Source organism: Kibdelosporangium aridum (assembly GCF_900176515.1).
In the GTDB taxonomy this organism is placed as follows: Bacteria; Actinomycetota; Actinomycetes; order Mycobacteriales; family Pseudonocardiaceae; genus Kibdelosporangium; species Kibdelosporangium aridum.
In genome coordinates this window covers 640,546-663,867 of the sequence record NZ_FWXV01000003.1, presented here as the reverse complement: position 1 = coordinate 663,867, position 23,322 = coordinate 640,546, and the positions used below count along the sequence as shown (strand labels likewise).

Here is a 23,322-nt window from a genome sequence, read left to right as displayed (position 1 = left end):
GGTGCGTCGCATCGCCATTCCACTGGTGTTCGTTTTAGCCTTGCTTGGCGGGGCTGCCTTCCCAGCCCTCGCGCCCACGGTCGGGACGACAGATGAGCAGGTAGTGGACGAACACGAGATGGCGCTGATCGCCGCGGTCACCCCGAGCGGGCAGCGCAAACCACGCGGGATCGTGCTGCCGCACAACGGCCCGATCGAACAGATGGTCACGGTGTCCGTGCCGGATCCGTCCGCGCCGACGGCGAAGTTGAGTGCGTGGTCACGTACCAACGGAAAGTGGCACCGGGACATCGGCCCGGTCAGCGCCTTCGTCGGCGCCGAGGGGATAGGAGAGGCCAAGGAAGGCCTTTCCCGCACGCCGATCGGTGTTTTCGGGCTGACCGAGGCGTTCGGTATCGCGGAGAACAACGGCACCCGGTTGCCGTACTTCAAGGTGGACGAGCAGGACTGGTGGGTCAGCGACGTCAGTTCACCTGAGTACAACAAGCGTTTCCGGTGCCCGCCGGGACAGTGTCCGTTCAACGAACGCGCGGGCGAGCGGTTGATCACCGCTGGGGCCGTTTACAACCACGCGGTTGTGATCGACTACAACCGCAACCCGGTCACGCCCGGTGCGGGGTCCGCGTTTTTCCTGCACGTCAGCAACGGCAGGCCGACTGCGGGGTGCGTGTCCGTCGCCGAGAACGACCTCGACGCGGTGATGCGGTGGCTGGACCCGGCCAAGAAACCGGCGATCAACATAGGGTGAGCACGGTGTCGGTGAGCACCGGCCGGTCGTCCACCGAACACGTCACGAGCAAGCGCTTGTCCTCCTGCCAGACCTGGCTGCGAAGTGTCTCGCCGGGATAGACGACGCCGGCGAACCGCGTGGCGAACCCGGACGCCTGGCTGACATCGCCGCCGAGCACGCCGTCGATCACGGCTTTGCACACGATTCCGTACGTGCACAAGCCATGCAGGATCGGCTTCGGGAAACCGGCCGCAGCCGCGAACCGCGGATCGGAGTGCAGGGGATTGCGGTCGCCACACAAGCGGTAGAGCAACGCCTGTTGGGGCAGTGTCGGTGTCTCCAGCACGAAATCCGGCACCCGGTCCGGCATTTCGACCGAGGCCGACGGGCCACGCGAGCCGCCGAAACCACCTTCGCCGCGCGCGAAAATGCTCGACCTGGTGGTGTACAACGGTTCGCCCGAAGAGTCGACGGCCGTTGCCTTCTGCACGATCACGGCTGCTTTGCCTTTGTCGAACACATCGGTGATCCGTGTGGTGATGGTCGCGGTCGCTTCCGTGGGCAGTGGCCGGTGCACAGTGATCTCTTGCTGGCCGTGCAACACCTTCGCCAAGTCGATCTCCACGCCGGGCCACGACACCGCGGGAGGCTTGGTCTGCTTGAAGTTCGGCGCGACGACCCCGAACGTCGGCAGGACTTGGAGATCAGACTCGGTGGCGTACCGCAGTTCCACTTCGGACATCGGATCCGCGCCCGCGCCCAGCGCCAGGTGGTACAGCAGCACGTCGGACGGCGTCCACGAGAACGTGGCCTCGCCGAGCGACGCACCGACAGCGACCGACGGGTCGATAGGCATGGAACTCCTCAGGTGTACGTGATCTTGACCGTGTCGGTGACCGGCAGCGACTGGCAGGCCAGCACAATCCCGTCGTCGATGTCCTCTTGGTCGAGGATCTCGTTCTGCAGCATCTTGACTTCACCCTGCTCGATCCGGCACGCGCACGCACTGCATGCGCCTTCCCGGCAGGAGTAAGGCGCCTGGACACCCTTCTCCAACAGCAGGTCCAACAACTTCTTGTTGCGGGGCCACGGGAAGGTGTATTCTTCGCCGTCCAGATCCACCTCGACTGTCGCCTCGTCGCCTTCGGCTGGTTCTTCGACGGTCTCCTCGAACGGGTTGCCGGACAAGGAGATGAACCGTTCGACGTGGATACGGTCGCGCGGCACACCCATCGACTTCAAGAACTGCGAGACCACGTCCATGAACGGTGCCGGTCCACATAGGAACGACTGGAACCCGGTGAACGGCTTCAGCGCGGTGAGATGCCGTGGCGTCGGTAGTCCCTGCAACGACTCCAGCCAGTGGATCACCATGAACCGGTCCGGGTACTGGTCGGCGAGCTCACGCAGCCGAGAAGCGAAGATCACCGACGACTCGTCCCGGTTGGCGTACAGCAGGACGACTCTGCCACTGCCTTGAGTCAAGGCGGACTTGATGATGGAGATCACCGGGGTGATCCCGCTGCCGCCAGCGAACAACAGCAGGTTGTCGTCCAGCGAACTCGGCGAGAAGATCCCCGCGGGCGGCAGGATGTCCAGAACTGTGCCCGCGCGGACGTTGTCGCACACCCAGGCCGATCCGTAGCCGTCCGGGATCCGCTTGACCGTCACTTGTGGACGATCGTCGACGTGCGGGGAACTGGACAGCGAGTAGCATCTGGCCACCGGGCCGCACCGGAGCGTCAGGAATTGACCCGGCCGGTAGTCCATCGTGGCGTCGAACACGATCGACACCGCCTCGGCCGTCTCCTGGATCACCTCGGCGACCTTGACCTGCTGGTACTCAACCATCGGGGACCTCGAGCAGACCTTCGGCGACCAGCGACTCGATGCTCGCCCGCAGCTTGGAACACGTGTCCATCAGGGCAGCGGGCTTGTTCTGGGCGGCGTACTCCGCGCAGTTGTCGGTCGAGGTCTGCCACTGGATGCTCGTGTGGTGCTGGCTGCTCTTCTTCACCAGCACACAGGTCCCGCACGCGGTGCACTCCACCGGCCGCAGCCCGTCGGCAAGGAATCCCCGCCGGTCGACCGCGGTCTGCGCGGACACATCAGTGACAGGAGCCTTCGCCCACATCACACACCGGCTTCCTTGCGGCGCGCCAGGTTCTCCGCGACTTCCCGCTCCCAGGCCTCGTTCGCCTTGGTCGTGTCCACTTCGAACTCGAAGCGCCTTGTCATGTCGTCGGTGACCTCTTCGACGTCCACATAGAACTGCTCGTACCACCGGCGCAGCTGGTATACCGGGCCGTCTTCCTCGCACAGCAGCGGGTTGTCGATCCGGGTCTTGTTCTTCCAGATCTCCACGTCCTGCAGGAAGCCGACCTTGAAGCTCTTGGCGAACTTGCCCGCCACCTTGTCGGCCATCTCGTCGTCGAGGCCGGGCAGCTTCTTCACGATCAGGCCGTACTGCAGCATGAACGAGTTGTGCGTGATCGGGTAGTGGCAGTTGACCAGGACTGTCTCGACTTCGATGCCCTTGTAGTCGTTCCACAGGTAGTTGATCATGTACGACGGGCCGTAGTACGACGCCTCCGAGCGCAGCAGATTGTCCTCACCGGCGTAGTTCCCGGTGTTCTTGCTACCGGTCGCGGTCACGTCCGGCCTGCCGCGTGAGTTGAGGTACTGGGTGGCGACGTGGCCCTCGAAGATGTTCTTGAAGTAGGTCGGGAACGCGAAGTGGATGTAGTAGAAGTGGGCCATGTCGACCATGTTGTCGATGATCTCGCGGCAGTTCGAGCCCTCGATCCGGATGGTGTCCCAGGTCCAGTTGCTCCAGCCCTCTTCGTACGCACCCGCGACACGCGGGATCGCCACGTTCTCCGGCGGCGGGTTGCCCTGCGGGTCGTGCCAGATCAGCAGCTGCCCGTTCTGCTCCAACGTGGTCCACGCCCTGGTCCGGGCCCGGAGCGGAACTCGCTTGGCGTAAGGGATCTCGACGCACTTGCCGCTGCCGGACCATCGCCAGTCGTGGAACGGGCACGCGATGTTGTCGCCCTTGACGCTGCCTTGGCTCAGGTCGCCGCCCATGTGCCTGCAGTACGCGTCGAGCACGTTGAGCTTGCCGTCCTGGCCTTGGAACACCACGAGTTTGGTGCCGAAGGCCTCGATCGCGTGCGGCTTGCCGTCCTTGAAGTTCTTGGCAAGACCGATGCAGTGCCAGCCTCGGGCGAACCTGGTCGGTGGCGTGCCGACGTCGATGGTCCGGATCTCGTCGCGAGTCACTGCTTGCTTCCCTTCGCTAGCGCAGCCATGTTGAGCGCGGCCAAGTAACCAAACGTCATCGCTGGCCCGATTGTCGCACCAGGTCCCGCATAGGTGCGACCCATCACGGCCGCACTGGCGTTCCCGGCCGCGTACAGACCTTCGATGATCGAACCGTCTTCCCTGAGGACCCGTGCCGCCGAGTCCGTCCGCAGCCCGCCCTTGGTTCCCAGGTCTCCGGGGACGATCCGGACCGCGTAGAACGGTGCGACCTCCAGCGGTGCAAGGCAAGGGTTGGGGCGGTTGCGTGGATCCCCGTAGTACTTGTCGTACGCGGACTCGCCACGACGGAAGTCCTCGTCCTTCCCGGACTTCGCGAAGCCGTTGAACTTCTCGACAGTCTCCGTGAGGCCTTCGGGGGAGACGTCGATCTGCTCGGCGAGTTCTCGCAACGTCGAGGCTTTGACGACCGCGCCTGCCTTGTACCAGCGGCCTGGGAACGGCTGACCCGGGTACAGCCCGGCGAACACATACCTGTTGCGGTAGCGCTGATCGGCGATCAGCCAGGTCGGGAAGTTCTTGGCTGGGCCGTCTCCTTCGCCGTACATGGCGTGCACCGCGTCCACGTAGGGCGCGGCTTCGTTGACAAAGCGCTTGCCTTCCGCGTTGACCATGATGCAGCCGGGCAGAGTCCGTTCAGCCAGACAGAAGTACGGGCCGCCGCTGAGCACAATGGAGGGACCCCACCAGGCGTCGTCCATCAGGTCGACGGCCGCACCGAGCCGCAGCCCGGCTTCGATGCCGTCGCCGGTGTTCTCCTGGGCACCGACCGTCCACTGTGTGCCGATCGGCTCACGCTGGTACTTCTTGCGCAGTTCCTCGTTGCGCTCGAAGCCGCCCGACGCCAGCAGCACGCCATATCGAGCCGACACGACGAATTCCTTGCCGTCCCTGGTGACTCGCACGCCGGTCACCCGGTCGCCCTGTGTTTCCAGGTCGACCAAGGCGGTTTCCAGCCAGACCGGAACGCCTGCCTTGGCGAGCCCGGCCCGCATGCCGCCGGCAAGCGCTTGGCCCATCGCCAGCTGCCTGCGTTTGCGCACCCTGGCCATGAAACCGCGTGCGCCGACACGAAGTGCACGCAGCAAGCCGCGAGGATGCCTGCGGACAAGGTTCAGCCAGCGGTAGTCGGCCTGGGTGACCGCCACATCCATCGGCGAAGCCAGATAAGGCCTGGTCAGCGTCGCCAGGTGGGACCCGATCAGGCTGGCGGGCATCGGCTTTGGCTCGATCGACCGGCCGCACGGCATGCCGCCGGGAGCCTCCGGGTAGTAGTCGGAGTAGCCCTTCACCCACGCGAACTCCAGCGGGGTGTTGGCCAGTACGAAGTCGAGCATCTCCGGGCCGTGGTCCAGTACGGTTTTCTTCAGCTCGGCCGGCACCACGTCACCGATGATGTGGTCGAGGTAGGCGCTGGCCGCCTCGGGTGTGTCGGGCACGCCCGAGCGCAGGATCACCCGGTTGTTGGGCACCCAGACCCCACCGCCGGAGCGGGCCGTCGAGCCGCCGTACGTCGGCGCCTTCTCCAGCACCACAGCGCTCAGCCCGTTGTGGGCAGCGGCGAGCGCGGCGGTCATCCCGGCGGCCCCGCTGCCTACGACAACGAGGTCGAACTCGGCTGGCTCCGTCATCAGCACCTCCGTGGCCAATACTAGAACAGGTTATAGTCTTGGTCGCCGCAAGCGCTATGGTGTCTGCAGATTTACACACTGTGAGGCGGGTCTGAGAGTGCAGAAACGTGTTTCACATGAGTGGGCTGACAGCGCCGATGTCGTCATCGTCGGCTTCGGGGCGGCCGGTGCCTGCGCGGCCATCGAGGCGAGCGCGGCAGGAGCGGATGTGCTCGTGCTGGATCGGTTCGGTGGCGGCGGCGCGACCGCGATGTCCGGCGGTGTGGTCTACGCGGGCGGCGGCACGCCCCAGCAGGCCGCAGCGGGCATTACGGACACACCGGACGCGATGCTGCGGTACCTGCGGATGGAAGTCGGGGACGTGGTGTCCGACGAGACGTTGCGCAAGTTCGTGGACTCCAGCGTGGACATGATCGCCTGGCTGGAGAAGCAGGGTGTGCCGTTCGACGCCAGCTTGTGCCCGTACAAGACGTCCTATCCGAGCAACAAGCATTACCTCTACTACTCGGGCAGCGAGTCCGCGGGCGGGTTCCGTGACGCCGCGCAACCCGCTGCCCGTGGCCACCGCACCAAAGGCAAAGGAACCTCGGGCAAGGTCTTCTTCGCTCGGCTGGCCGAGACGGCTCGCGCCGCGGCTCGGGTCCGCACGCAAACCTTTGCGCAGCGCCTGATCAGCGAGAACGGCCGGGTGATCGGCGTCGAGTGCTCGGTGCTCGGCGGTTGGGCCGCGCGCAGGCACCGCGTGTACGCGAAGTACGCGGCCAAGCCTGGCTTGTACGTACCGTTCCTGCGTAAGGCCCTGAACCGGCGGGTCAAGAAACTGGAACGGCGTTATGGGAAGCCTGTCCGCATCCAGGCCCGCAACGGCGTGATCCTGGCTGCGGGCGGGTTCGTCGCGAACCGGGAGATGATGCGCGAGCACGCCCCGGACTACCGCAAGGGCCTGGCGTTGGGCACCGTGGCCGACGATGGCGCAGGGATCCTGATGGGGACTGAGGCCGGAGGCGCCACCGCGTACCTGGATCGGGTGTCAGCGTGGCGGTTCATCAGTCCGCCCAGCGCGTTCCTGGGCAGCATCGCCGTTTCCTCAGACGGGCAGCGGATCGGTGACGAGTCCCGCTACGGCGCTGCTCTCGGCCACGACATGGTCACGAAGCACGGCGCTCGCGGCTGGTTGTTCGTGGACAGTGCGCTTGTCGCAGACGTGCGCAAGCAGTTGCGCTCGCAGGCCGTGTGGTTCCACCGGTTGCAGACCCGGTTCCTGCTTGGCCGTGAACGGGTCAGTGGGTCCACAGTGGAGGAGGTGGCTCGCAAGGCGGGCATCGATCCGGACGGCCTGGCCGCGACCGTCGAGGCGCACAACGTCGCGGCGATCTCCGGAGACCCCGATCCGGCAGGCAAACCAGCGGAGTTCGTGCGGGTGCTGGACGCTCCGCCGTACTCACTGGTGGATATCTCGATCAAGCCGAGCCTGGGCTATCCGTGCCCGATGCTCACGCTCGGCGGGCTTGTGGTCGACGAGCAGACCGGCGCGGTCCGCCGGGACGACGGCACGGTGGTCGACGGCCTGTACGCGGCCGGCCGCACTGCCGTCGGGATCTGCTCGAACTCCTACGTCAGCGGGTTGTCGCTGGCCGATTGCGTGTTCTCCGGTCGGAGAGCGGGCATCAGCGCGAGTGTGAGGAGGACAAGTGCTCACGGCTGACCAACGCATCGATGCGGCGGACCGGCTGTACGCGGCCGAGCGTGACCGGTCACCGATCGCACCGCTGATCCAGGACTATCCCGGGATCGACGCGGTGGATTCCTACGAGATCCAGCTGCACAACATCCGGCGCCGGGCCCGGCCGGTGCTCGGCCACAAAGTCGGCCTGTCGTCCGAGGCGATGCAGCAGATGATGGGCGTGAACGAACCGGACTACGGCCACCTGCTCGACGACATGGCCTTGTCCGAGGACGTGCCGGTGGACGCGGGGAGGTACTGCTATCCCCGCGTCGAGGTCGAAGTCGGGTTCATCCTCGGCGCCGACCTGCCTGGCGAAGGCTGCACTGAGGAGGATGTCCTTGCGGCGACGTCGTTCTTGGCCCCGGCGATCGAGTTGATCGACAGCCGGATCGTGGACTGGAACATCAAGCTGCCGGACACCATCGCCGACAACGCCTCCTCGGCAGGGTTCGTGCTGGGCGCCGCGCGGGTGCGGCCGTCCGATGTGGATATCCGCGGCATAGACGCGGTCCTGTGGCGCAACGGCTCGGAAGTGGCCAAGGGAAGATCCGACGCTGTGCTCGGCAATCCGGTGACCGCGGTCGCCTGGCTGGCAGGCAAGGTGGCGAGTTTCGGGGTCCGGTTGAAGGCCGGGCACATCGTGTTGCCCGGATCGTGCACGCGGGCGATCGACGCGCGGCCAGGTGACTCGTTCCGGGCTGAGTTCTCTGGTCTTGGTGATGTCTCGTTGACGTTCGGGGGTGGCTGATGGGTGTTCCGGCTGCGATCGTCGGTTCCGGCAACATCGGGACCGACCTGTTGTACAAGCTCCAGCGCAGTTCCGTGATCGATCCGGTGTGGATGGTCGGGATCGATCCGGACAGCGAAGGGCTCAAGCGGGCGGCGTCGCTCGGCTTGGAGACCACATCGGACGGTGTGGACGTGTTGCTGTCCACGGCGAACCCGCCACAGCTGGTGTTCGAGGCGACCTCGGCCTACGTGCACAGGGCGAACGCGCCGCGGTACGAGGAAGCCGGGATCCGGGCGATCGACCTGACTCCGGCGGCGATCGGGCCTTACGTCGTGCCGCCCGTGAACCTCGACGAACACCTGGGTGCGTCGAACGTCAACCTGATCACCTGTGGTGGCCAGGCGACGATCCCGATCGTGGCGTCGGTTTCTCGTGTCGTTCCGGTCTCGTACGCGGAGATCGTGGCGTCGGTCGCTTCGGTGTCAGCGGGACCGGGGACGCGGGCGAACATCGACGAGTTCACCCGGACCACGAGCCGGGGCATCGAGGTGATGGGCGGCGCGCAGCAAGGCAAGGCGATCATCGTGCTGAACCCGGCCGATCCGCCGATGATCATGCGCGACACCATCATCTGCGCGATCCCGGACGATGCCGACCATGCCGCGATCGCCGCGTCCGTGTCCGCCATGGTCGAGGAGGTGTCGTCGTACGTACCCGGCTACCGCTTGCTGAACGAGCCGCAGTTCGACCCGGCCGAAGGCGTTGCCCCGGCAAGGGTGACGGTGTTCATCGAAGTCGAAGGGGCAGGGGACTTCCTGCCGCCGTATGCCGGAAACCTGGACATCATGACCGCTGCTGCCGTACGGGTCGGCGAAAGGATTGCCAATGATCAGGATCACGGACACGTCGCTGCGGGACGGCTCGCACCATAAGCGTCACCAGTTCACTTCGGACGAGGTCCGGTCCATTGTGGCCGCGTTGGACGACGCGGGCGTCCCGGTCATCGAGGTGACCCACGGCGATGGCCTCGGCGGCTCGTCCTTCACCTATGGCTTCAGCAAGACCCCGGAACAAGAGCTTATTTCCGTAGCGGTCGAGACGGCCACGCGCGCCAAGATCGCGTTCCTGATGCTGCCCGGTGTCGGCGTGAAGGACGACATCCTGATAGCACAAGACAACGGTGCGTCCATCTGCCGGATCGCAACCCACTGCACCGAAGCGGACATCGCGGTGCAGCACTTCGGTCTGGCGCGGGAGCGTGGCCTGGAAACGGTGGGCTTCCTGATGATGGCGCATTCCCAACCGCCCGAGGTGATCGCTCGCCAGGGCCGGATCATGGCTGACGCAGGCTGCCAGTGCGTCTATGTGGTGGACTCGGCGGGTGCGTTGGTACTCGAAGAGGTCAGCGATCGGGTGTCGGCGTTGATCGCCGAGCTGGGATCCGACGCCACAGTCGGCTTCCACGGCCACGAGAACCTAGGCCTTTCGGTCGCCAACTCCATCGCCGCCATCCGCGCCGGCGCACAACAGATCGACGGCAGCGCGCGTCGATTCGGCGCGGGCGCGGGCAATACGGCAACCGAGGCGCTCGTAGGCGTATGTGACAAACTCGGGATCGAGACCGGCATCGACTTCTTCAAGATCGTCGACGCAGCCGAGGACGTGGTCCTGCCCGCGATGCCTGAGGAGTGCAAACTCGACCGGATGGCCCTGCTGATGGGCTACGCAGGCGTCTACTCGAGTTTCCTCAAGCACGCGTACCGGCAGGCCGAGCGCTACGGCGTTTCGGGCGCGGAAATCCTTGTCCAGGCAGGAAAACGCAAACTCGTCGGTGGCCAGGAGGACCAGTTGGCCGACATCGCCATCAACCTCGCGGCCAAGTGACCTCTGGGAGAGCGTAGATGCGCCGCCTGCCTGGCGGCGCATCTACCCAAAACCGCTCATCCGCTGTCGCGCTAAGCCATATGCTTGCCTTATGGATTCGCGGACCGTTGTGGCCACAGTCGTCAACGGCGCCAGTGATGGCGGGTATGACGACGGCGAGCAGGAAGCATTCACCGCCACATCGGCCAAGGCGTTCCTCGCTGTCCCGTACCTGCGATTATCTGGGGAGCCGGGTAAGCGTCGGCTGGTCATTGGGCAGGGGCGCGTGATTGCCACGCCGGACGGCGGGGTCGAGTTGACGTTGGTCCGCCAGACCGCCCGTGCCGAGGATAAGGGCTGGTCAGAGGATGTGGCTGTGCCTGGTGAGACCGAGCTTGAACGGATCTCCGGGCTGCCGTTGCCGTCTGCGTACCCGATGGAGGGCGACGCGGTCGCGCAGGCTGTCACGCTGACGAAGGCATTGGCCGAGTCGTCCCGTAACGAGGTGCTTCGGTTGCGAAGCTTGCGTTACGAGCTCGAGCGTGAGATCGCGCAGTTGCTCACCAAACGCAGGCGTGGATCGCTCCGGCCGCTGCTCGCCGACACCATTGAGTTGTCGACGGCCTTGGGGCGCGCCCGCGACCAGGCGCAAAAGGCGATCCGGGACGGGCTGTGGATCTGGATGTGGGATGACGAGACCTACCGCCGGGTGCGCGACGAACTCCCGCCGGAACCCGGCGAAGCCGAGTGGGTACGGCAGTACCGCAACGCGTTGAAGCACTGCGCGGCGTTGGACGAGCAGTTGGCCGAAGAGATCGCCAGGCTGCATTCGTTGCTCACCGGGATCTCGGCGTTCGCGGTCGCCGCGGACTCCGAAGCCCAGGAACGCTTCAACCTGCTCGCGGCGGTCGCCGCGGCCGGACTGGGTCTGCCCGCGCTGATCATCTCGTTGTACGGCGCGGATACGTTCTTGCCGTTGAACTCGTTCGATGCCGCGTGGCGTGCGCTGCTTCCGATCGGTGTCACCGTTCTGGTCGTCTCGGCGGTCGGGTTGCGTTGGCTGCCAGGCAAACCACGCGTTCGCCACTACCTGTTCGCGCTGCTGTTCGTGCTCACGTTGATCGGTGTCTTGCTCTTCGCGGGAGCCTTCGCCCCTGGGAAGTGAACCGAGGGCTGCCACAGCGGTGGCAGCCCTCGGTACCCCTCGAATCAGACCGACGCGGGCACTCGCTCGGTTTCCTGGATGCCGACGCGGTTGTGCACGCGTCGCAGGAAGCCGGGCGACCACCAGGCGGCCTTGCCGAGCAGGCGCATGCCTGCCGGGACGAGCACGCCACGGATCAGCGTGGCGTCGATCAGGATGGCCAGGCCGCTGCCGATACCGAAGAGCTGGATGAAGCTGACGCCGCTCGTGCCGAACGCGAGCAGGCTCACGGCAAGCAGCACCGCGGCGGTGGAGACGAGCCTGCCTGTCCTGGAAAGCCCGGTGACCACGGCGTCATGAGCCGACGCACCATGGTCGCGGAGTTCCTTGATCCGGCTGAGCACGAACACTTCGTAGTCCATGGACAGTCCGAAGGTGATGCAGAACAGCAGTACGAGCATGCTCGTGTCCAACGGCAACGGTGTGAAGCCGAGGAAGCCGGACAGCCAGCCGTCCTGGAACACCAGGACCATCAGGCCGAGCGTGGCGGACAGGCCGAGCACGTTGAACAACAAGGCACGCAGTGGCTGCAGGATGCTGCCGGTGAACAGGAACAGCAGGACGAACGTGGTCAACGCGATCAGCAGGATCGCCAACGGAAGCCTGCTGCCGATGGCGTCCTGGGTGTCCATCAGGACCGCGGTGTCGCCGCCGACCTTGAGGTCCATTCCACTTGCCCGGATCGAGGACACGAGTTCTTCGGCCTGGGCCGAGCGTGGGTCGGACTGCGGGACGATCGAGAACATCGTGGCGTTCTCGCCGGGCGTGGCCGTCACCCTGGCAGCGCCGGGGAACGCGGACAGCTGCTGAGTGTAGGCGTTGACGTCGACCGGGGTCGTGGCGATCGCCCGGATGGCACGGGAATCGTCGTTGGGGAAGTGATCGCGCAAAGCGTCGCCGACGATCCTGGTATCGGCCGATGTGGTCAGCACGCGATCGTCGGGCGACCCGAACTGCACGTGCAGCAACGGAATCGCGGCGAGCACGAGCCCGATGACGACTGGGATGGCGGCACGGGCCGGGCGGCGCATGGTGCTGCCGGCGACCTTGCCCCAGAACTTCGACTCGACGCTGGGCGTACGCCGAAGCACCCGGCCTGCGTTGATCCGGTAACCCAACGCCTTCAGCAGCGCCGGCAGCACGAACATCGCGGCGATCATCGCGATCGCGACCACGCCGACGCCCGCGTAGGCGAACGAACGCAGGAAGTACATCGGGAAGATCAGCAACACGGCCAGTGCCGCCATCACAGCGAGACCACTGAAGAAGATCGTGCGCCCGGCCGTCTGGACTGTTCTCGTTGTGGCGTCGTCGATGCTCGCGCCCTGCGCTAGCTCTTCACGGAACCGGCTGACCATCAGCAGCGCGTAGTCGATCGCGAGACCCATGCCCAACGCGGTGGTCAGGTTGATCGCGAAGACCGAGACGTCGGTGATCGAGCCGAGCACGGCGAGTTCCGCGAACGTCCCGAGGATCGCGATTCCGCCGATGGCCAAGGGAAGCAGGGCAGCGACGACACTGCCGAACGCGATGACGAGCAGGATCAGGATCAGCGGGACGGCGATGGCCTCTGCGACGAGCAAGTCCTGGCCGACCTGGTTGGTGATGTCGGTGCTGACCGCGGCGGCACCGCCGAGCGTCACTTCGATCGGACCCCGCACACCGTCGTAGCGTTCGCGGAGGTTCTCGATCTCGACTCCGTCATTCACCTTCGCGACAGCGATCGCGTACTGCCCGTCGTCCGACCGCATCGGTGGGGCGTTGGTGTTGAAGTACGAGACGACCTCGCGTAAATCCGGATCTTGGGTCAGCTGGCCGGTCAGCTCACCACCGGCCTGCCGGACCGCGGGTTCGTCGAGGCGGCCCTTGATCAGGACAACCAGGCTGTCCGTACCGCCGAAATGCGTTTTGACCAGCTCAGCGGCCTGCGTCGACTCCGACGCAGGGTCGTCGAAGCCCTGGCTCTCCAGCTTGCCGAACGCGGTGAAGCCGAACGCCCCCGCACCAGCGAGCACAAACACGGTGACGACCAGGATCGCCTTGGCGTGACCGGTGACGAACCGGCCGATCCGTCCGAACATGAGCACTCCCCAACGATGTGTACACCCGTAAACTTGGCAGGCGTTAACTTGCCATGGAATGTGTACGGCTGTCAACATCGGCCCCATGGGATCCTCAGGCCAGGCGAAACGTGGCTACCACCACGGAGATCTGCGCAACGCGTTGATCAAGGCCGCCGGACAGTTGGCGGAGCAAGGCGGACCCAAGGCCGTGACCGTGCGGGCCGCTGCGAAGGCCGCGGGCGTCACCCCGACCGCCGCGTACCGCCACTTCGAGAACCACGACCAGCTGCTTCAAGCCGCCAAGGACTACGCGCTGGACGGCTTGGCCGCGACCATGCAAGCGCGGATCGACGCGCTGCGGCCCACCACTGACCCGGTTCGCCAGGCGATGGGAACGTTGTGCGCGATCGGCCGTGGCTACATCCGTTTCGCCACAAGTGAACCCGGGTTGTTCCGGACGGCCTTCGAGCAAGGCGGGTCCATGGTGGACGGCAACGCACTGTCCAAAGTCGACGAAGCATTCCAGTTGCTCGTCCGAGGCTTGGACAAGTTGGTGGAAGTCGGTCACCTCAACCCGGCGGATCGCCCCATGGCCGAACTGACCCCGTGGTGCTCGGTGCACGGGTTCTCCATGCTCCTCATCGACGGCCCCATGCGCGACTTGCCCGACGAGATGCGCGAGAGCGCGGTCGAACGCATGATGACCATCCTGATGAAGGGGCTGAGCAGCAAAAACGTCGACGACCAGCTGGTCGCCGACGTTCTCGCTGATACCAGGATGCCGTGATGGCTCAGGCTGCGTCTGGGCCGACGTCCGCCGCGGTCAACGGGCCTCGGGTGACCCCCGACGACGAGTGCTCATCCGCACCGGCATCGACGCTGCCGACGCGTGCCTGACCGTCCATGTCATCGGTCACGAACGGGTGGCCGCCGCTGCCGGCGTCGATCGCCGGGCTCCCTGCGCCGAGACGGTGCACGGAACCGTCGCGGGCAAGCAGCGGGTCAACCGTCCGCACACCATTGGTGACGCCGACGGTGGCCGACCCGGTCGGCCAGCCGATGTTTCCGGCGTAGGTCATGTTCACGGGCACCTTGCGTTCGTTGAACAGCTTGCCCTGGCTGCCGGTGACCACGTTGTCGGCGATGGTCGAGTCGACCGGGGCGAGGTTGTAGTTGGCGCCGACCTCGATGTTCGACACGTTGTTGACGAAGGTGTTGTTCACGACCGTCGCCCGGTACACCCGCCAGTGGGCGTTGAGCGCGCCCGAGGTGTCCACGTCTCCGCCGTCGACTTGCAGCGCGGCGTCGTGGCCGGTGCCGGTCAGGCCCTCGAAGTAGTTGTTGTAGATCTTGTGGTCCTGGCCGTAGATCCGGATCCCGCCGGTTCCCGCCTTCCCCTCGCCGAGGAAGAAGTTGCCGTTGAGCGTGCCGCGGTTGCCGTGCCGGTGCGACAACGTGCCCTGTGAGGTGCGGAACGTGTTGTACCGGACGGTGTTGTCGTTGCTCTTCACGGAGATGATCTCCGGGTCACCGTCGCAGTTCTCGAACAGGTTCGACTCGATCACGGTGAACCCGCTCGACTGGGAGATCTCGCTCCAGCCGACGCGGATGGCCTCCATCTCGTTCTGCGCGCGGGGACCGATGTTGCGGAAGTGGTTGTGGTCGATCAGGTCGTGCTGGGACTGCTGCGTGTCCGACCCGTCGATCGTGATGAAGTTGCCCAGCTGGTGCTTCTCCTCGAACAGGTTGTGGTCGATCCGGTTGTGGTGGCTGTTCGCCCCGCCGATGAGCACCCACTTCAGCGAGGACTCCTCGGCCAGCCGGAAGTGGTTGCGGGTCAGCCGGACGTTGTTCGAGCTGGTGATCTTCAGTGTGGTCTTGTTCGTCCACTTCAGACCTTCGAAGGTGACGTACGAGGAGTTCGCCACCTCCAGCTGCCCGTCGTTGATCACTGCCTTGCCGCGGTTGGCCGCGACGACGGTGATCGGCTGGCTCGCTGTTCCGTTCTTGCCGCTCAGCTTGCCGATCTTGTACTGACCGTCGGCCAGCACGATGCGGTCACCGGCCTGCGCGCCGCTGAACGCGTTCTGCAGCTGGGTCGAGTTCGCGACGTTCACCGTGCGACCGGGAGCCTGGTTGCCGGTGTGGGTCACGGTCAGCCCGTAGATCTTCACCTCGCCGTAGTTGCTTTCGTTGCAGGGCGAGGACTTGCTGCAGTTTGCCTGGGTGTAGGCGCCCGCCTTGAAGTAGCCAGTCGAGAAGTTCTTCGAGATCGTGGCCTTCAGCGCGCCGTTGTAGTACGCCCTGATCTTCCCGTCGCTGACTTCGAACTTCGCCTGGAACCTGGTGCCCAGCACGTACTTGTCGGTCAGCAGCGTGTGCTTCTCGTCTTCGTCGGTGACGTAGAGCTTGCTGCCTTCCAGCCGGAAGACCGAGAGGTCATCGCTGCCGCCGTGGATCTGCCCGGCCACGATGTCCGGCTTTTCCTTGGGCAGCGCGGTGATCGCCTGGTCGATGACCATGGTGTGCGTGCCCGAGGTGGAGGACCAGCTGGCTTTCGCGGATCCGGACATCTCCCGCAGTTCCGAGCGCGGGTAGCTGGATCCGCTGGTGGTGACCCCGTTGACCGCGGCACGGAACTGGACCGCGGTGCAGTCCTCGGTCGCGCGGAACCAGGGGTCGATCGAATACGTGGCCAGTTGCGGCTGTTCGACGTTCTTCGGCTTCTCAGGTTCGCCGATCGGCAACCCGATGTACCAGTTCTTCAGGTCCAGCACGTCAGCCGGATAGTCACACGTACCGCCACCGCCGCCGTCGGCCCCGTTGACGGTCGCCTCGGTGATACTGGTCCAGTTGTTGACCGTGTTGCCGTGGCCGACAATGCGCACGTAGCGGCCGGAACTGTCCGAGAAGTCGTAGTTCTGCAGCCCAAGCGTGCTGCCGCTGCTGGCCTTCCTGGTCAGTACGGGCGTCCACGACGATCCGTCGCCGGACAGCTCCACGTCGAACGTGTCCCGCCTGGTGTCGCCCTTGTGCCAGGCGATCGAGACCGAACCAACGGTCTGTGCCGAGCCGAGGTCGTACTGGATCCACACCCCGTCGCCCTCGGCCGACCAGCGGGTGTCCAGGTTGTTGTCGAGGGTGTTGGCCGGGACGTTGCCGTCGTCGGCGCTGGCCACCACAGCCTTGATGGGCAGCGGCGACCCCGCCGCGAGCGCTTCCGTGCCGGAGGCACCCACCATCCCGGCCGCGAGCACCGCGGCCAGAACCGCATGGCAAAGTCTTTTCATTGCTCCTCGCTTCTTGTTTCCCCAGTTTTGTTTCCCGGTGAAGCGGGTCAGGCGTAGACGCGGACCCAGTCGACCTCGAACACCGCAGGACGCAGGCCGCTCTCGCCGGTGAAGTTGTCGAGCTGGATGTTGAGGTGACCGGACGGCATCGCCTGGATGTCACCCCGGTCGGCGTTGGCGCCGCCGGACAGGCGGAACCACTCCACGCCGTCGACGTAGCCGGCCAGACCGGCCGAGGTCCACTCGAACGCGAAGTTGTGCCACTGGGTCATGTCGACCGGACACTGTTCGCGGCGTTCCTTCTTGTCCGACGGGCTCTTCGGGTAGTGCAGGAAAGCCTGCAGGCACTGCGCGTCCGGGTTGGAGTACTCCACCCAGTCGTACTCACCGTCCTGCAGCCGTTTGCCGGATGTGGGCCAGATCAGGTGCAGCACGTGGTAAAGACCGCCGGAGGCGCCGATGTTGCGGGAGCGCGACCGGATTTCCCATCGGCCGTACTGACGGTCCAGCTTCTGCCGCAGCCACCCGGTGTCACCGTTGGCCTCACCACGCATCGTCATGATGCCGTCGGCCACCGTGCTGTTCTTCGCGCACCGTCGGCCGTTGCCCGCGTGCCCCGGCCAGCATCCGGCCGTGCCGCCTTCATTGCCACTCGGTACGGCCCACTTGTCTGGGTTCACCGGCCCGGTGTAGTCGAACTCGTCGGAGATCGACAGCGGCGTGCCCCAGCCGTACCGGACCGCTGCCTGGCTTTCGTCGGTCTCGCCTGATGCCTGTTCCGCTGACGACACCGATACCGACGACAGTGTCAAAAGCGCTGTCATCAGCAATGTCGGCATCAGCGGTCGGCCCCGGCTCGTGCCCATAGTGACCTCCCTCAGTCATGCATTGCGACCACACAGTCGCGGAGGGCCCCGGGGACCGGTCCCCGGGGCCCTCGAGAGGGAGGCTGACCGTCAGTCCGCCGCGGGGATGTTCTTCTCGGACCGCTTGACCGATTCCAGCAGGAGCTGGGAAACGTCCTTCACCGCAACGCCTTCGCCCTTGCCTTCGCTTTGCCGCGCGGTCAACCCGTCGTTGATCATCACGCGGCAGAACGGGCAGCCCGTGACGACGGTGTCGGTGCCGGTCGTCAGCGCTTCATCGACACGTTCCTCGTTGACGCGCTTGCCGATCCGCTCCTCCATCCACATCCGAGCACCGCCCGCGCCACAGCACAGCGAACGGTCAGCGTGCCGCGGCATTTCGGTGAGGGAAGCGCCCGCCGCGCCGATCAGCTCACGCGGCGGCGTGTAGACCTTGTTGTGGCGGCCGAGATAGCACGGGTCGTGGTACGTCACGCCAGGCCCAGCCGGGTCGGCAGGAGCCACTGGAGTGAGCTTTCCGGCCTGCACCAGGCGGTTCAGCAGCTGCGTGTGGTGCACGACCTCGTAGTGCCCTTCCAGCTGCGGGTATTCCCGGCCGAGGGTGTTCATGCAGTGCGGGCAGGTCGTCACGATCTTGCGCTGCAGTGGCTCGCGGCCCTCGAAGACGGCGTTCAGCATCTCCACCGTCTGCTGGGCCATCATCTGGAAGAGGAACTCGTTGCCCGAGCGCCGCGCCGGGTCGCCGGTGCAGCTTTCCTCCTTGCCCAGCACGACGTACTTCACGCCTGCCAGGTGCAGCAGCTCCGCGGTCGCCCGGACGGTCCGGCGGGCGTTGTCGTCGAACGCACCCGCACAGCCGATCCAGTACACGTACTCCACATCGGACGCCAGCTCGCCGTCGAACACCGGCACCTCGAAGTCCAGGCCCTTCGCCCAGTCCATCCGCTCGTTGTTGTTCTGGCCCCAGGGGTTGCCCTTGGTCTCCAGGTTGCGGAACAGCGTGCCGAGCTCGGTCGGGAACTCCGATTCGATCATCACCTGGTAACGCCGCATGTCGACGATGTGGTCGACGTGTTCGATGTCCACCGGGCACTGCTCGACGCACGCCCCGCAGGTGGTGCACGACCACAGCACGTCGGGGTCGATCACGCCGCCTTGTTCCGCGGTTCCGACGAGCGGCCGTCCCGCCTGATCACCCGGCACGCGCGGGAAGCCGGCCTCGGGCACGTTGTGGTGGTGTTCGCCTTCGTCGACGGCCTTCTCGACGACACCGCCCTCGGGCTCTTGCTTACCGCCGATCATGTACGGCGCCTTCGCGAACATGTGGTCGCGCAGGTCCATGATCACCAGCTTGGGGGACAACGGCTTGCCGGTGTTCCACGCCGGGCACTGGGACTGGCAGCGGCCGCACTCCGTGCACGTGGCGAAGTCCAGCATGCCCTTCCAGGTGAAGTCCTCGATCTTGCCCCGGCCGAACACGTCGTCCTCGCCCGGGTCCTCGAAGTCGATCGGCTTGCCGTGCGACTTCATCGGCAGCAACGGGCCGAGGCCGTCCGGCAGCCGCTTGGCGGTGACGTTGATCGGCGCGAGGAAGATGTGCAGGTGCTTGGAGTGCAGCACGATGATCAGGAAGCTCAGCATCACGCCGATGTGCAGCAGCAGCCCGATCGTCTCGATGACCTCGTTCGCGCTGTGACCGAGCGGTTCGAGCAGGTTGCCGACACCGAGCGAGACGAACGCGCCGCTCTCGTACGGCAAGTTGCCCGCCGCCGCGGACGCGCCGCGGAACAGGAACATCGTCCAGACGACGTTGAAGATCATGAAGAGGATGAGCCACGCGCCACCGGTGTGCGAGCCGTAGAAGCGGGACTTGCGCTGGTTGCGCTCCGGTGACTGCCTGATCCGCAGGATCGCGAAGACCACGAGGGACACCGCGACCATCACCGCGATGAAGTCCTGCAGGAAGCCCAGCACGGACCAGTGCCCGATGAAGGGGATCGCGAACTTCTCGTCGAACAGCGCGCCGTACGCCTCGAGGTACACCGACGCCAGGATCACGAAGCCCCAGAACGTGAACAGGTGCGCCAGGCCGGGCACGGACCACTTCAGCAGCTTGCGCTGGGCGAACACCTCGGCGAGGTGCGCGGCGACGCGTTTGCCCAGGTTGTCGGATCGGTCCTGGTCGGGCTGACCCGACCGGATCAGCTTGTTCAACCACAGGATCCGCTGCACGGCGAACCCAAGCCCGACAACGGTCATCAATAGACCTAGAACGAGACGAACGACCAGCACGTAGACCCAACCCCGTCAATTAGGACTGTCAGTGTGAGCTTGTGTAGTAACGGCACGCCTTGCACGCGTACCGCATCTTCGCAATCCGCCACCGCTGCCCGTCACCCGGACAAACCCCGAGGCGATCGTAAGGCCGCTGTGGCAGATGCGCTTCATAACGCTCGGTGGCGCGTCCGAGATACGCCCTTCTGACAACAAGCCCACGCCGGGCCGCGCTGCGTGACCGCGCCGAGTCCCGGCAGAACGAGTGCAGCAGGCCCAGCCCTGGCAGTCCGCCAAGGTCGCTGACCTGCTCGACCACGCCGTAGCCGGGATGCTCGCGTTCGCTCGTGAGCAAGACCGGCAGATCGCAGTACGCACACCGGGAGCCACACGTCAGGCACTGTGCCAAGCCGTGTCGCATCCGTGAGCCTCCCTGTGACCGGCGCCACTATCTCTCCGGAGGCTACTCACGATTCTTTACCAACGGGTACCACCCGTTCGGGTTAGCGATGGTTCGGCAAGGTTAGGCAAGCCTGGCCTTCTTTTCCTTGTGGCTGCACGGGATGGCGGCGTGAACCTCGCGTCGCGCATGCCCGCGCATCGACAGAAACTGGAACGTGTTCTAGTCTGTGGCGGTAGGGAGAACACGTTCCAGTTCGGGAGCTGCTGATGAGCGAGGTCGTCGACGCGGTCCGGGAACTCCTGCCGGTACTGCGGGAACGCGCCCAGGAGACCGAGGATCTGCGCAAGGTCCCGGCGGAATCGATTGAGTCGCTCCGGCAGACCGGGTTCTTCCGGCTCCTGCAGCCGGCCAGGCACGGCGGCCTCGAGTCCGACCCACTCGACTTCTACCGATCCGTCCGCCTGATCTCCAGTGCGTGCGGTTCCACCGGCTGGGTCTCGTCGGTGCTGGGCTGTCATCCGTGGCAACTCGGGTTGTTCCCGGCGCAGGCGCAGCAGGACGTGTGGGGCGAGGACCAGGACACCCGGATCTCCTCGTCGTACGCGCCGATGGGGCGGGCCACACCGGTCGACGGCGGGTTCCGGTTCTCCGGGCGGTGGAGCTTCTCGTCCGGCTGTGACCACGCGTCCTGGGTCTTCCTCGGCGGCCTGGTGCTCGGCGACGACGGCAATCCGGTGGACTTCCGGACTTTCCTGCTGCCCATCTCCGACTACAAGATCGAAGACGTCTGGGACACCGTCGGCCTGCGCGGCACGGGAAGCAACGACATCCTGGTCGACGACGTGTTCGTGCCCGAATACCGGACCTTGAGCTTCATGGACACCGGCAAGTGCGTGTGCCCCGGCCAGGAAGTGAACACAGGCCCGCTGTACAAGCTCCCGTTCGCGTCGGTGTTCTCCTATTCGATCGCCGCTCCGGTCGTGGGAATGGCGACGGGTGCGTACGAATCGCACGTTTCCTATATGCAGGAACGAGTCCGTGCTTCATACGGCAACAAAGCCGCGGAGGACCCGTACTCGCAGGTTCGAGTCGCCGAAGCGGCAAGCGACATCGACGCCGCGTGGCTGCAGCTGGAACACAACATCGGGACCGCGTACAAGCATGTGGTCGCCGGTGAAAAGGTGCCGTTCGATCTGCGCATGCGGATCAGGCGTGATCAAGTCAAAGCGACGTCACGGGCAATCGGCGCGGTGGACCGGCTTTTCGAGAACTCCGGCGGCAAGGCCCTGAACGCGGGCACCCCGATCCAGCGGTTCTGGCGGGACGCGCACGCCGGGCGAGTGCACGCGATCAACGACCCCGAACGCGCGCTTGCCATGTACGGCAAGGCCGAACTGGGTTTGAAGGTGCAGGACGCATGGCTGTGACAAACAACGCGGCGACGTTCGAATCCACTTCTCGTACCGCGCAGGCAGGACCTGACCTGAAGCTGCATTTTCACGAGGCTGGTGAAGGCGAGCCGGTCGTGATGCTGCACGGTGGCGGGCCGGGCGCGTCGGCGTGGAGCAACTTCGGCCGCAACCTCGAGGTTTTCGCCGAGCACCACCGGACATTGCTCGTCGACCAACCGGGTTTCGGGCATTCGGACAAGCCGGAGATCACCGGCCAGTTCTTCACCTTCAGCGCCGACGCGCTCGTGGGTCTGCTCGACTCCCTTGGCATTGAAAAGGTTCACCTCGTCGGCAACTCGCTTGGCGGTGGGACCGCGGTGCGATTCGCGCTGAGGCACCCCGACCGCGCCGGACGTCTTGTCCTGATGGCGCCGGGTGGCCTGGGTGTCAACGTATTCGCGCCCGACCCGACCGAAGGGATCAAACGGCTCTACGCCTTCGCCGCGCCACCCGGGCCGTCCAAGGAAAAGCTGGGCGACTTCCTGAAGACCCTCGTGTACGACCAGTCCCTGGTCACCGACGAGCTGATCGAAGAACGCTATCGGGTGGCCGCGGATCCGGAGTCGTTGCGCGCCATGGCATCCATGGGAAAGTCGTTCACCAGCCCGGAGACGTTCGAAGAGGGCATGCTCTGGCGTGAGGCGTACAAGCTGCGGCAACGTGTCCTGCTGGTGTGGGGCCGTGAGGACCGGGTCAACCCGCTCGACGGCGCCCTGCTCGCGCTGAAACTCATTCCGCGGGCGCAGTTGCACGTGTTCGGCCGATGTGGACACTGGGCGCAGCTGGAGAAGTTCGCCGAGTTCAACCGGCTCACCCTCGACTTCCTGAGGAGTGCGTGATGGGTATCCGGCAGCTGGGCTACCTGCGGATCGAGGCCACCGACATGCCGAAGTGGCGTGAGTACGGCCTCAAGGTGCTCGGCATGGTCGAAGGCAAAGGCAGCGATCCCAACGCGTTGTACCTGCGGATGGACGACTTCCCGGCACGACTGGTGATCTTCCCGGGCGAGACCGACCGGCTCGCGCAGTCGGGCTGGGAGACCGCGAACGCGGCCGAACTGGACGAGGTCCGCAAGAGTCTCGACTCGGCCGGTGTGCCCTACAAGGAAGGGACCCCGGCTGAGCTCGCGGATCGCCGTGTGGTCGAGCTGATCAGGTTCGACGACCCGTCCGGCAACACCCTCGAGGTCTTCCACGGCGCGGCGCTGGAACACCGCCGCGTGGTCAGCCCCTACGGCCACAAGTTCGTGACCGCCGAACAAGGACTTGGGCACGTTGTGCTGTCCACACACGACGACGAAGCGGCGCTTCGGTTCTACCGCGATGTGCTCGGGTTCAAACTCCGCGACTCCATGCGCTTGCCACCGCAACTTGTCGGCCGCCCCGCGGACGGACCGCCCGCGTGGTTGCGGTTCTTCGGCTGCAACCCGCGTCACCACAGCCTGGCTTTCCTGCCGATGCCGACGCCGAGCGGGATCGTGCACCTGATGGTCGAGGTCGAGAACAGCGACGACGTCGGGCTGACGCTGGACCGCGCGCTGCGCCGCAAGGTCCCGATGTCCGCGACGCTGGGCAGGCACGTCAACGACCTGATGTTGTCGTTCTACATGAAGACACCCGGCGGGTTCGACGTGGAATTCGGGTGTGAGGGACGGCAGGTCGACGACGAATCGTGGATCGCGCGGGAAAGCACCGCGGTCAGCCTGTGGGGCCACGACTTCAGCGTGGGCGCGAAACAGTGAACACCAAGCCGGCCGCCACTGTGACAGCC

General features: G+C 65.6%; 20 protein-coding genes. 10 read left to right on the top strand and 10 right to left on the bottom strand.

Translation table 11 applies throughout. From position 1 onward, the window contains the following. The first annotated feature begins 1 nt into the window (after position 1). Entirely contained in the window at positions 2-748 is a 747-nt protein-coding gene (locus B9C43_RS22025; protein WP_235038758.1) for a L,D-transpeptidase family protein, read from the top strand. On the opposite strand, the gene B9C43_RS22020 is transcribed toward B9C43_RS22025, so the two are convergent. Genes B9C43_RS22020 through kstD form a run of 5 tightly spaced genes read right to left on the bottom strand, consistent with a single transcriptional unit; the run spans position 735 to position 5,682 of the window. Next, positions 735-1,586: a MaoC/PaaZ C-terminal domain-containing protein gene (locus tag B9C43_RS22020; RefSeq protein ID WP_084428739.1), complete on the bottom strand. Its 852-nt coding sequence runs from the start codon at positions 1,584-1,586 to the stop codon at positions 735-737. The genes B9C43_RS22025 and B9C43_RS22020 overlap by 14 nt on opposite strands. Positions 1,587-1,594: 8 nt before the next feature. Beyond that, positions 1,595-2,581: a ferredoxin--NADP reductase gene (locus tag B9C43_RS22015; protein WP_084428738.1), complete on the bottom strand. Its 987-nt coding sequence runs from the start codon at positions 2,579-2,581 to the stop codon at positions 1,595-1,597. Next, on the bottom strand, positions 2,574-2,864 hold the full coding sequence (locus tag B9C43_RS22010) for a hypothetical protein (RefSeq protein WP_084428737.1): 291 nt from the start codon (positions 2,862-2,864) through the stop codon (positions 2,574-2,576). Before B9C43_RS22010 ends, B9C43_RS22015 begins: the two co-directional genes overlap by 8 nt. Further along, a complete protein-coding gene (locus B9C43_RS22005; protein WP_084428736.1) occupies positions 2,864-4,012 on the bottom strand; it encodes a 3-ketosteroid-9-alpha-monooxygenase, oxygenase component in 1,149 nt (382 codons plus the stop codon). The genes B9C43_RS22010 and B9C43_RS22005 overlap by 1 nt, the downstream gene beginning before the upstream one ends. Continuing rightward, positions 4,009-5,682 carry a 3-oxosteroid 1-dehydrogenase gene (kstD, locus tag B9C43_RS22000; RefSeq protein WP_084428735.1) on the bottom strand — a complete coding sequence of 558 codons (1,674 nt, stop codon included), beginning with the start codon at positions 5,680-5,682 and terminating at the stop codon, positions 4,009-4,011. The genes B9C43_RS22005 and kstD overlap by 4 nt, the downstream gene beginning before the upstream one ends. 97 nt (positions 5,683-5,779) lie before the next feature. On the opposite strand from kstD, the gene B9C43_RS21995 reads away from it, so the two are divergent. The 5 genes from B9C43_RS21995 (at position 5,780) to B9C43_RS21975 (ending at position 11,166) form a co-directional block, all read left to right on the top strand. Further along, positions 5,780-7,387 (top strand): FAD-binding protein, encoded by a 1,608-nt coding sequence (locus B9C43_RS21995; RefSeq protein ID WP_235038757.1) that lies wholly within the window; start codon positions 5,780-5,782, stop codon positions 7,385-7,387. Continuing rightward, positions 7,374-8,156, top strand: a complete 783-nt coding sequence (locus tag B9C43_RS21990; protein ID WP_033381463.1) for a 2-keto-4-pentenoate hydratase — start codon at positions 7,374-7,376, stop codon at positions 8,154-8,156. Before B9C43_RS21995 ends, B9C43_RS21990 begins: the two co-directional genes overlap by 14 nt. Continuing rightward, a complete protein-coding gene (locus tag B9C43_RS21985) occupies positions 8,156-9,070 on the top strand; it encodes an acetaldehyde dehydrogenase (acetylating) (RefSeq protein ID WP_084428734.1) in 915 nt (304 codons plus the stop codon). Before B9C43_RS21990 ends, B9C43_RS21985 begins: the two co-directional genes overlap by 1 nt. Beyond that, positions 9,024-10,022 carry a 4-hydroxy-2-oxovalerate aldolase gene (gene dmpG / locus B9C43_RS21980; protein ID WP_084428733.1) on the top strand — a complete coding sequence of 333 codons (999 nt, stop codon included), beginning with the start codon at positions 9,024-9,026 and terminating at the stop codon, positions 10,020-10,022. Before B9C43_RS21985 ends, dmpG begins: the two co-directional genes overlap by 47 nt. 91 nt (positions 10,023-10,113) lie before the next feature. Next, entirely contained in the window at positions 10,114-11,166 is a 1,053-nt protein-coding gene (locus B9C43_RS21975) for a hypothetical protein (protein ID WP_051895042.1), read from the top strand. A 44-nt stretch (positions 11,167-11,210) separates the two neighbouring features. On the opposite strand, the gene B9C43_RS21970 is transcribed toward B9C43_RS21975, so the two are convergent. After that, complete coding sequence (locus B9C43_RS21970; RefSeq protein WP_084428731.1) at positions 11,211-13,286, bottom strand: MMPL family transporter; 2,076 nt, start codon at positions 13,284-13,286, stop codon at positions 11,211-11,213. Between the two features lie 85 nt (positions 13,287-13,371). Between B9C43_RS21970 and B9C43_RS21965 the strand changes: the two genes are divergently transcribed. Further along, positions 13,372-14,055: a TetR/AcrR family transcriptional regulator gene (locus B9C43_RS21965; RefSeq protein ID WP_084428730.1), complete on the top strand. Its 684-nt coding sequence runs from the start codon at positions 13,372-13,374 to the stop codon at positions 14,053-14,055. Positions 14,056-14,059: 4 nt separating this feature from the next. Here B9C43_RS21965 and B9C43_RS21960 read toward each other — a convergent pair whose 3' ends face one another. From B9C43_RS21960 to B9C43_RS21945, 4 genes are all read right to left on the bottom strand, one after another. Continuing rightward, positions 14,060-16,558, bottom strand: coding sequence for a chondroitinase-B domain-containing protein (locus B9C43_RS21960; protein ID WP_084428729.1), 2,499 nt, complete (start codon positions 16,556-16,558; stop codon positions 14,060-14,062). Between the two features lie 47 nt (positions 16,559-16,605). Beyond that, positions 16,606-17,424, bottom strand: a complete 819-nt coding sequence (locus B9C43_RS21955; RefSeq protein ID WP_084428728.1) for a glycoside hydrolase family 16 protein — start codon at positions 17,422-17,424, stop codon at positions 16,606-16,608. A gap of 90 nt (positions 17,425-17,514) precedes the next feature. Beyond that, the gene (locus tag B9C43_RS21950; RefSeq protein WP_200825659.1) at positions 17,515-19,713 is read right to left on the bottom strand and encodes a (Fe-S)-binding protein; all 2,199 of its coding nucleotides are present in this window, start codon (positions 19,711-19,713) and stop codon (positions 17,515-17,517) included. A gap of 31 nt (positions 19,714-19,744) precedes the next feature. Then, positions 19,745-20,119: a hypothetical protein gene (locus B9C43_RS21945; RefSeq protein ID WP_084428726.1), complete on the bottom strand. Its 375-nt coding sequence runs from the start codon at positions 20,117-20,119 to the stop codon at positions 19,745-19,747. 248 nt (positions 20,120-20,367) lie between these two features. On the opposite strand from B9C43_RS21945, the gene hsaA reads away from it, so the two are divergent. The 3 genes from hsaA to hsaC are packed head-to-tail and all read left to right on the top strand — an operon-like array spanning position 20,368 to position 23,293. Further along, complete coding sequence (hsaA, locus tag B9C43_RS21940; RefSeq protein ID WP_033381453.1) at positions 20,368-21,528, top strand: 3-hydroxy-9,10-secoandrosta-1,3,5(10)-triene-9,17-dione monooxygenase oxygenase subunit; 1,161 nt, start codon at positions 20,368-20,370, stop codon at positions 21,526-21,528. Next, positions 21,519-22,391 carry a 4,5:9,10-diseco-3-hydroxy-5,9,17-trioxoandrosta-1(10),2-diene-4-oate hydrolase gene (gene hsaD / locus B9C43_RS21935; protein ID WP_084428725.1) on the top strand — a complete coding sequence of 291 codons (873 nt, stop codon included), beginning with the start codon at positions 21,519-21,521 and terminating at the stop codon, positions 22,389-22,391. The genes hsaA and hsaD overlap by 10 nt, the downstream gene beginning before the upstream one ends. Further along, on the top strand, positions 22,391-23,293 hold the full coding sequence (gene hsaC, locus B9C43_RS21930) for an iron-dependent extradiol dioxygenase HsaC (protein ID WP_033381451.1): 903 nt from the start codon (positions 22,391-22,393) through the stop codon (positions 23,291-23,293). Before hsaD ends, hsaC begins: the two co-directional genes overlap by 1 nt. Positions 23,294-23,322: the final 29 nt, after the last annotated feature.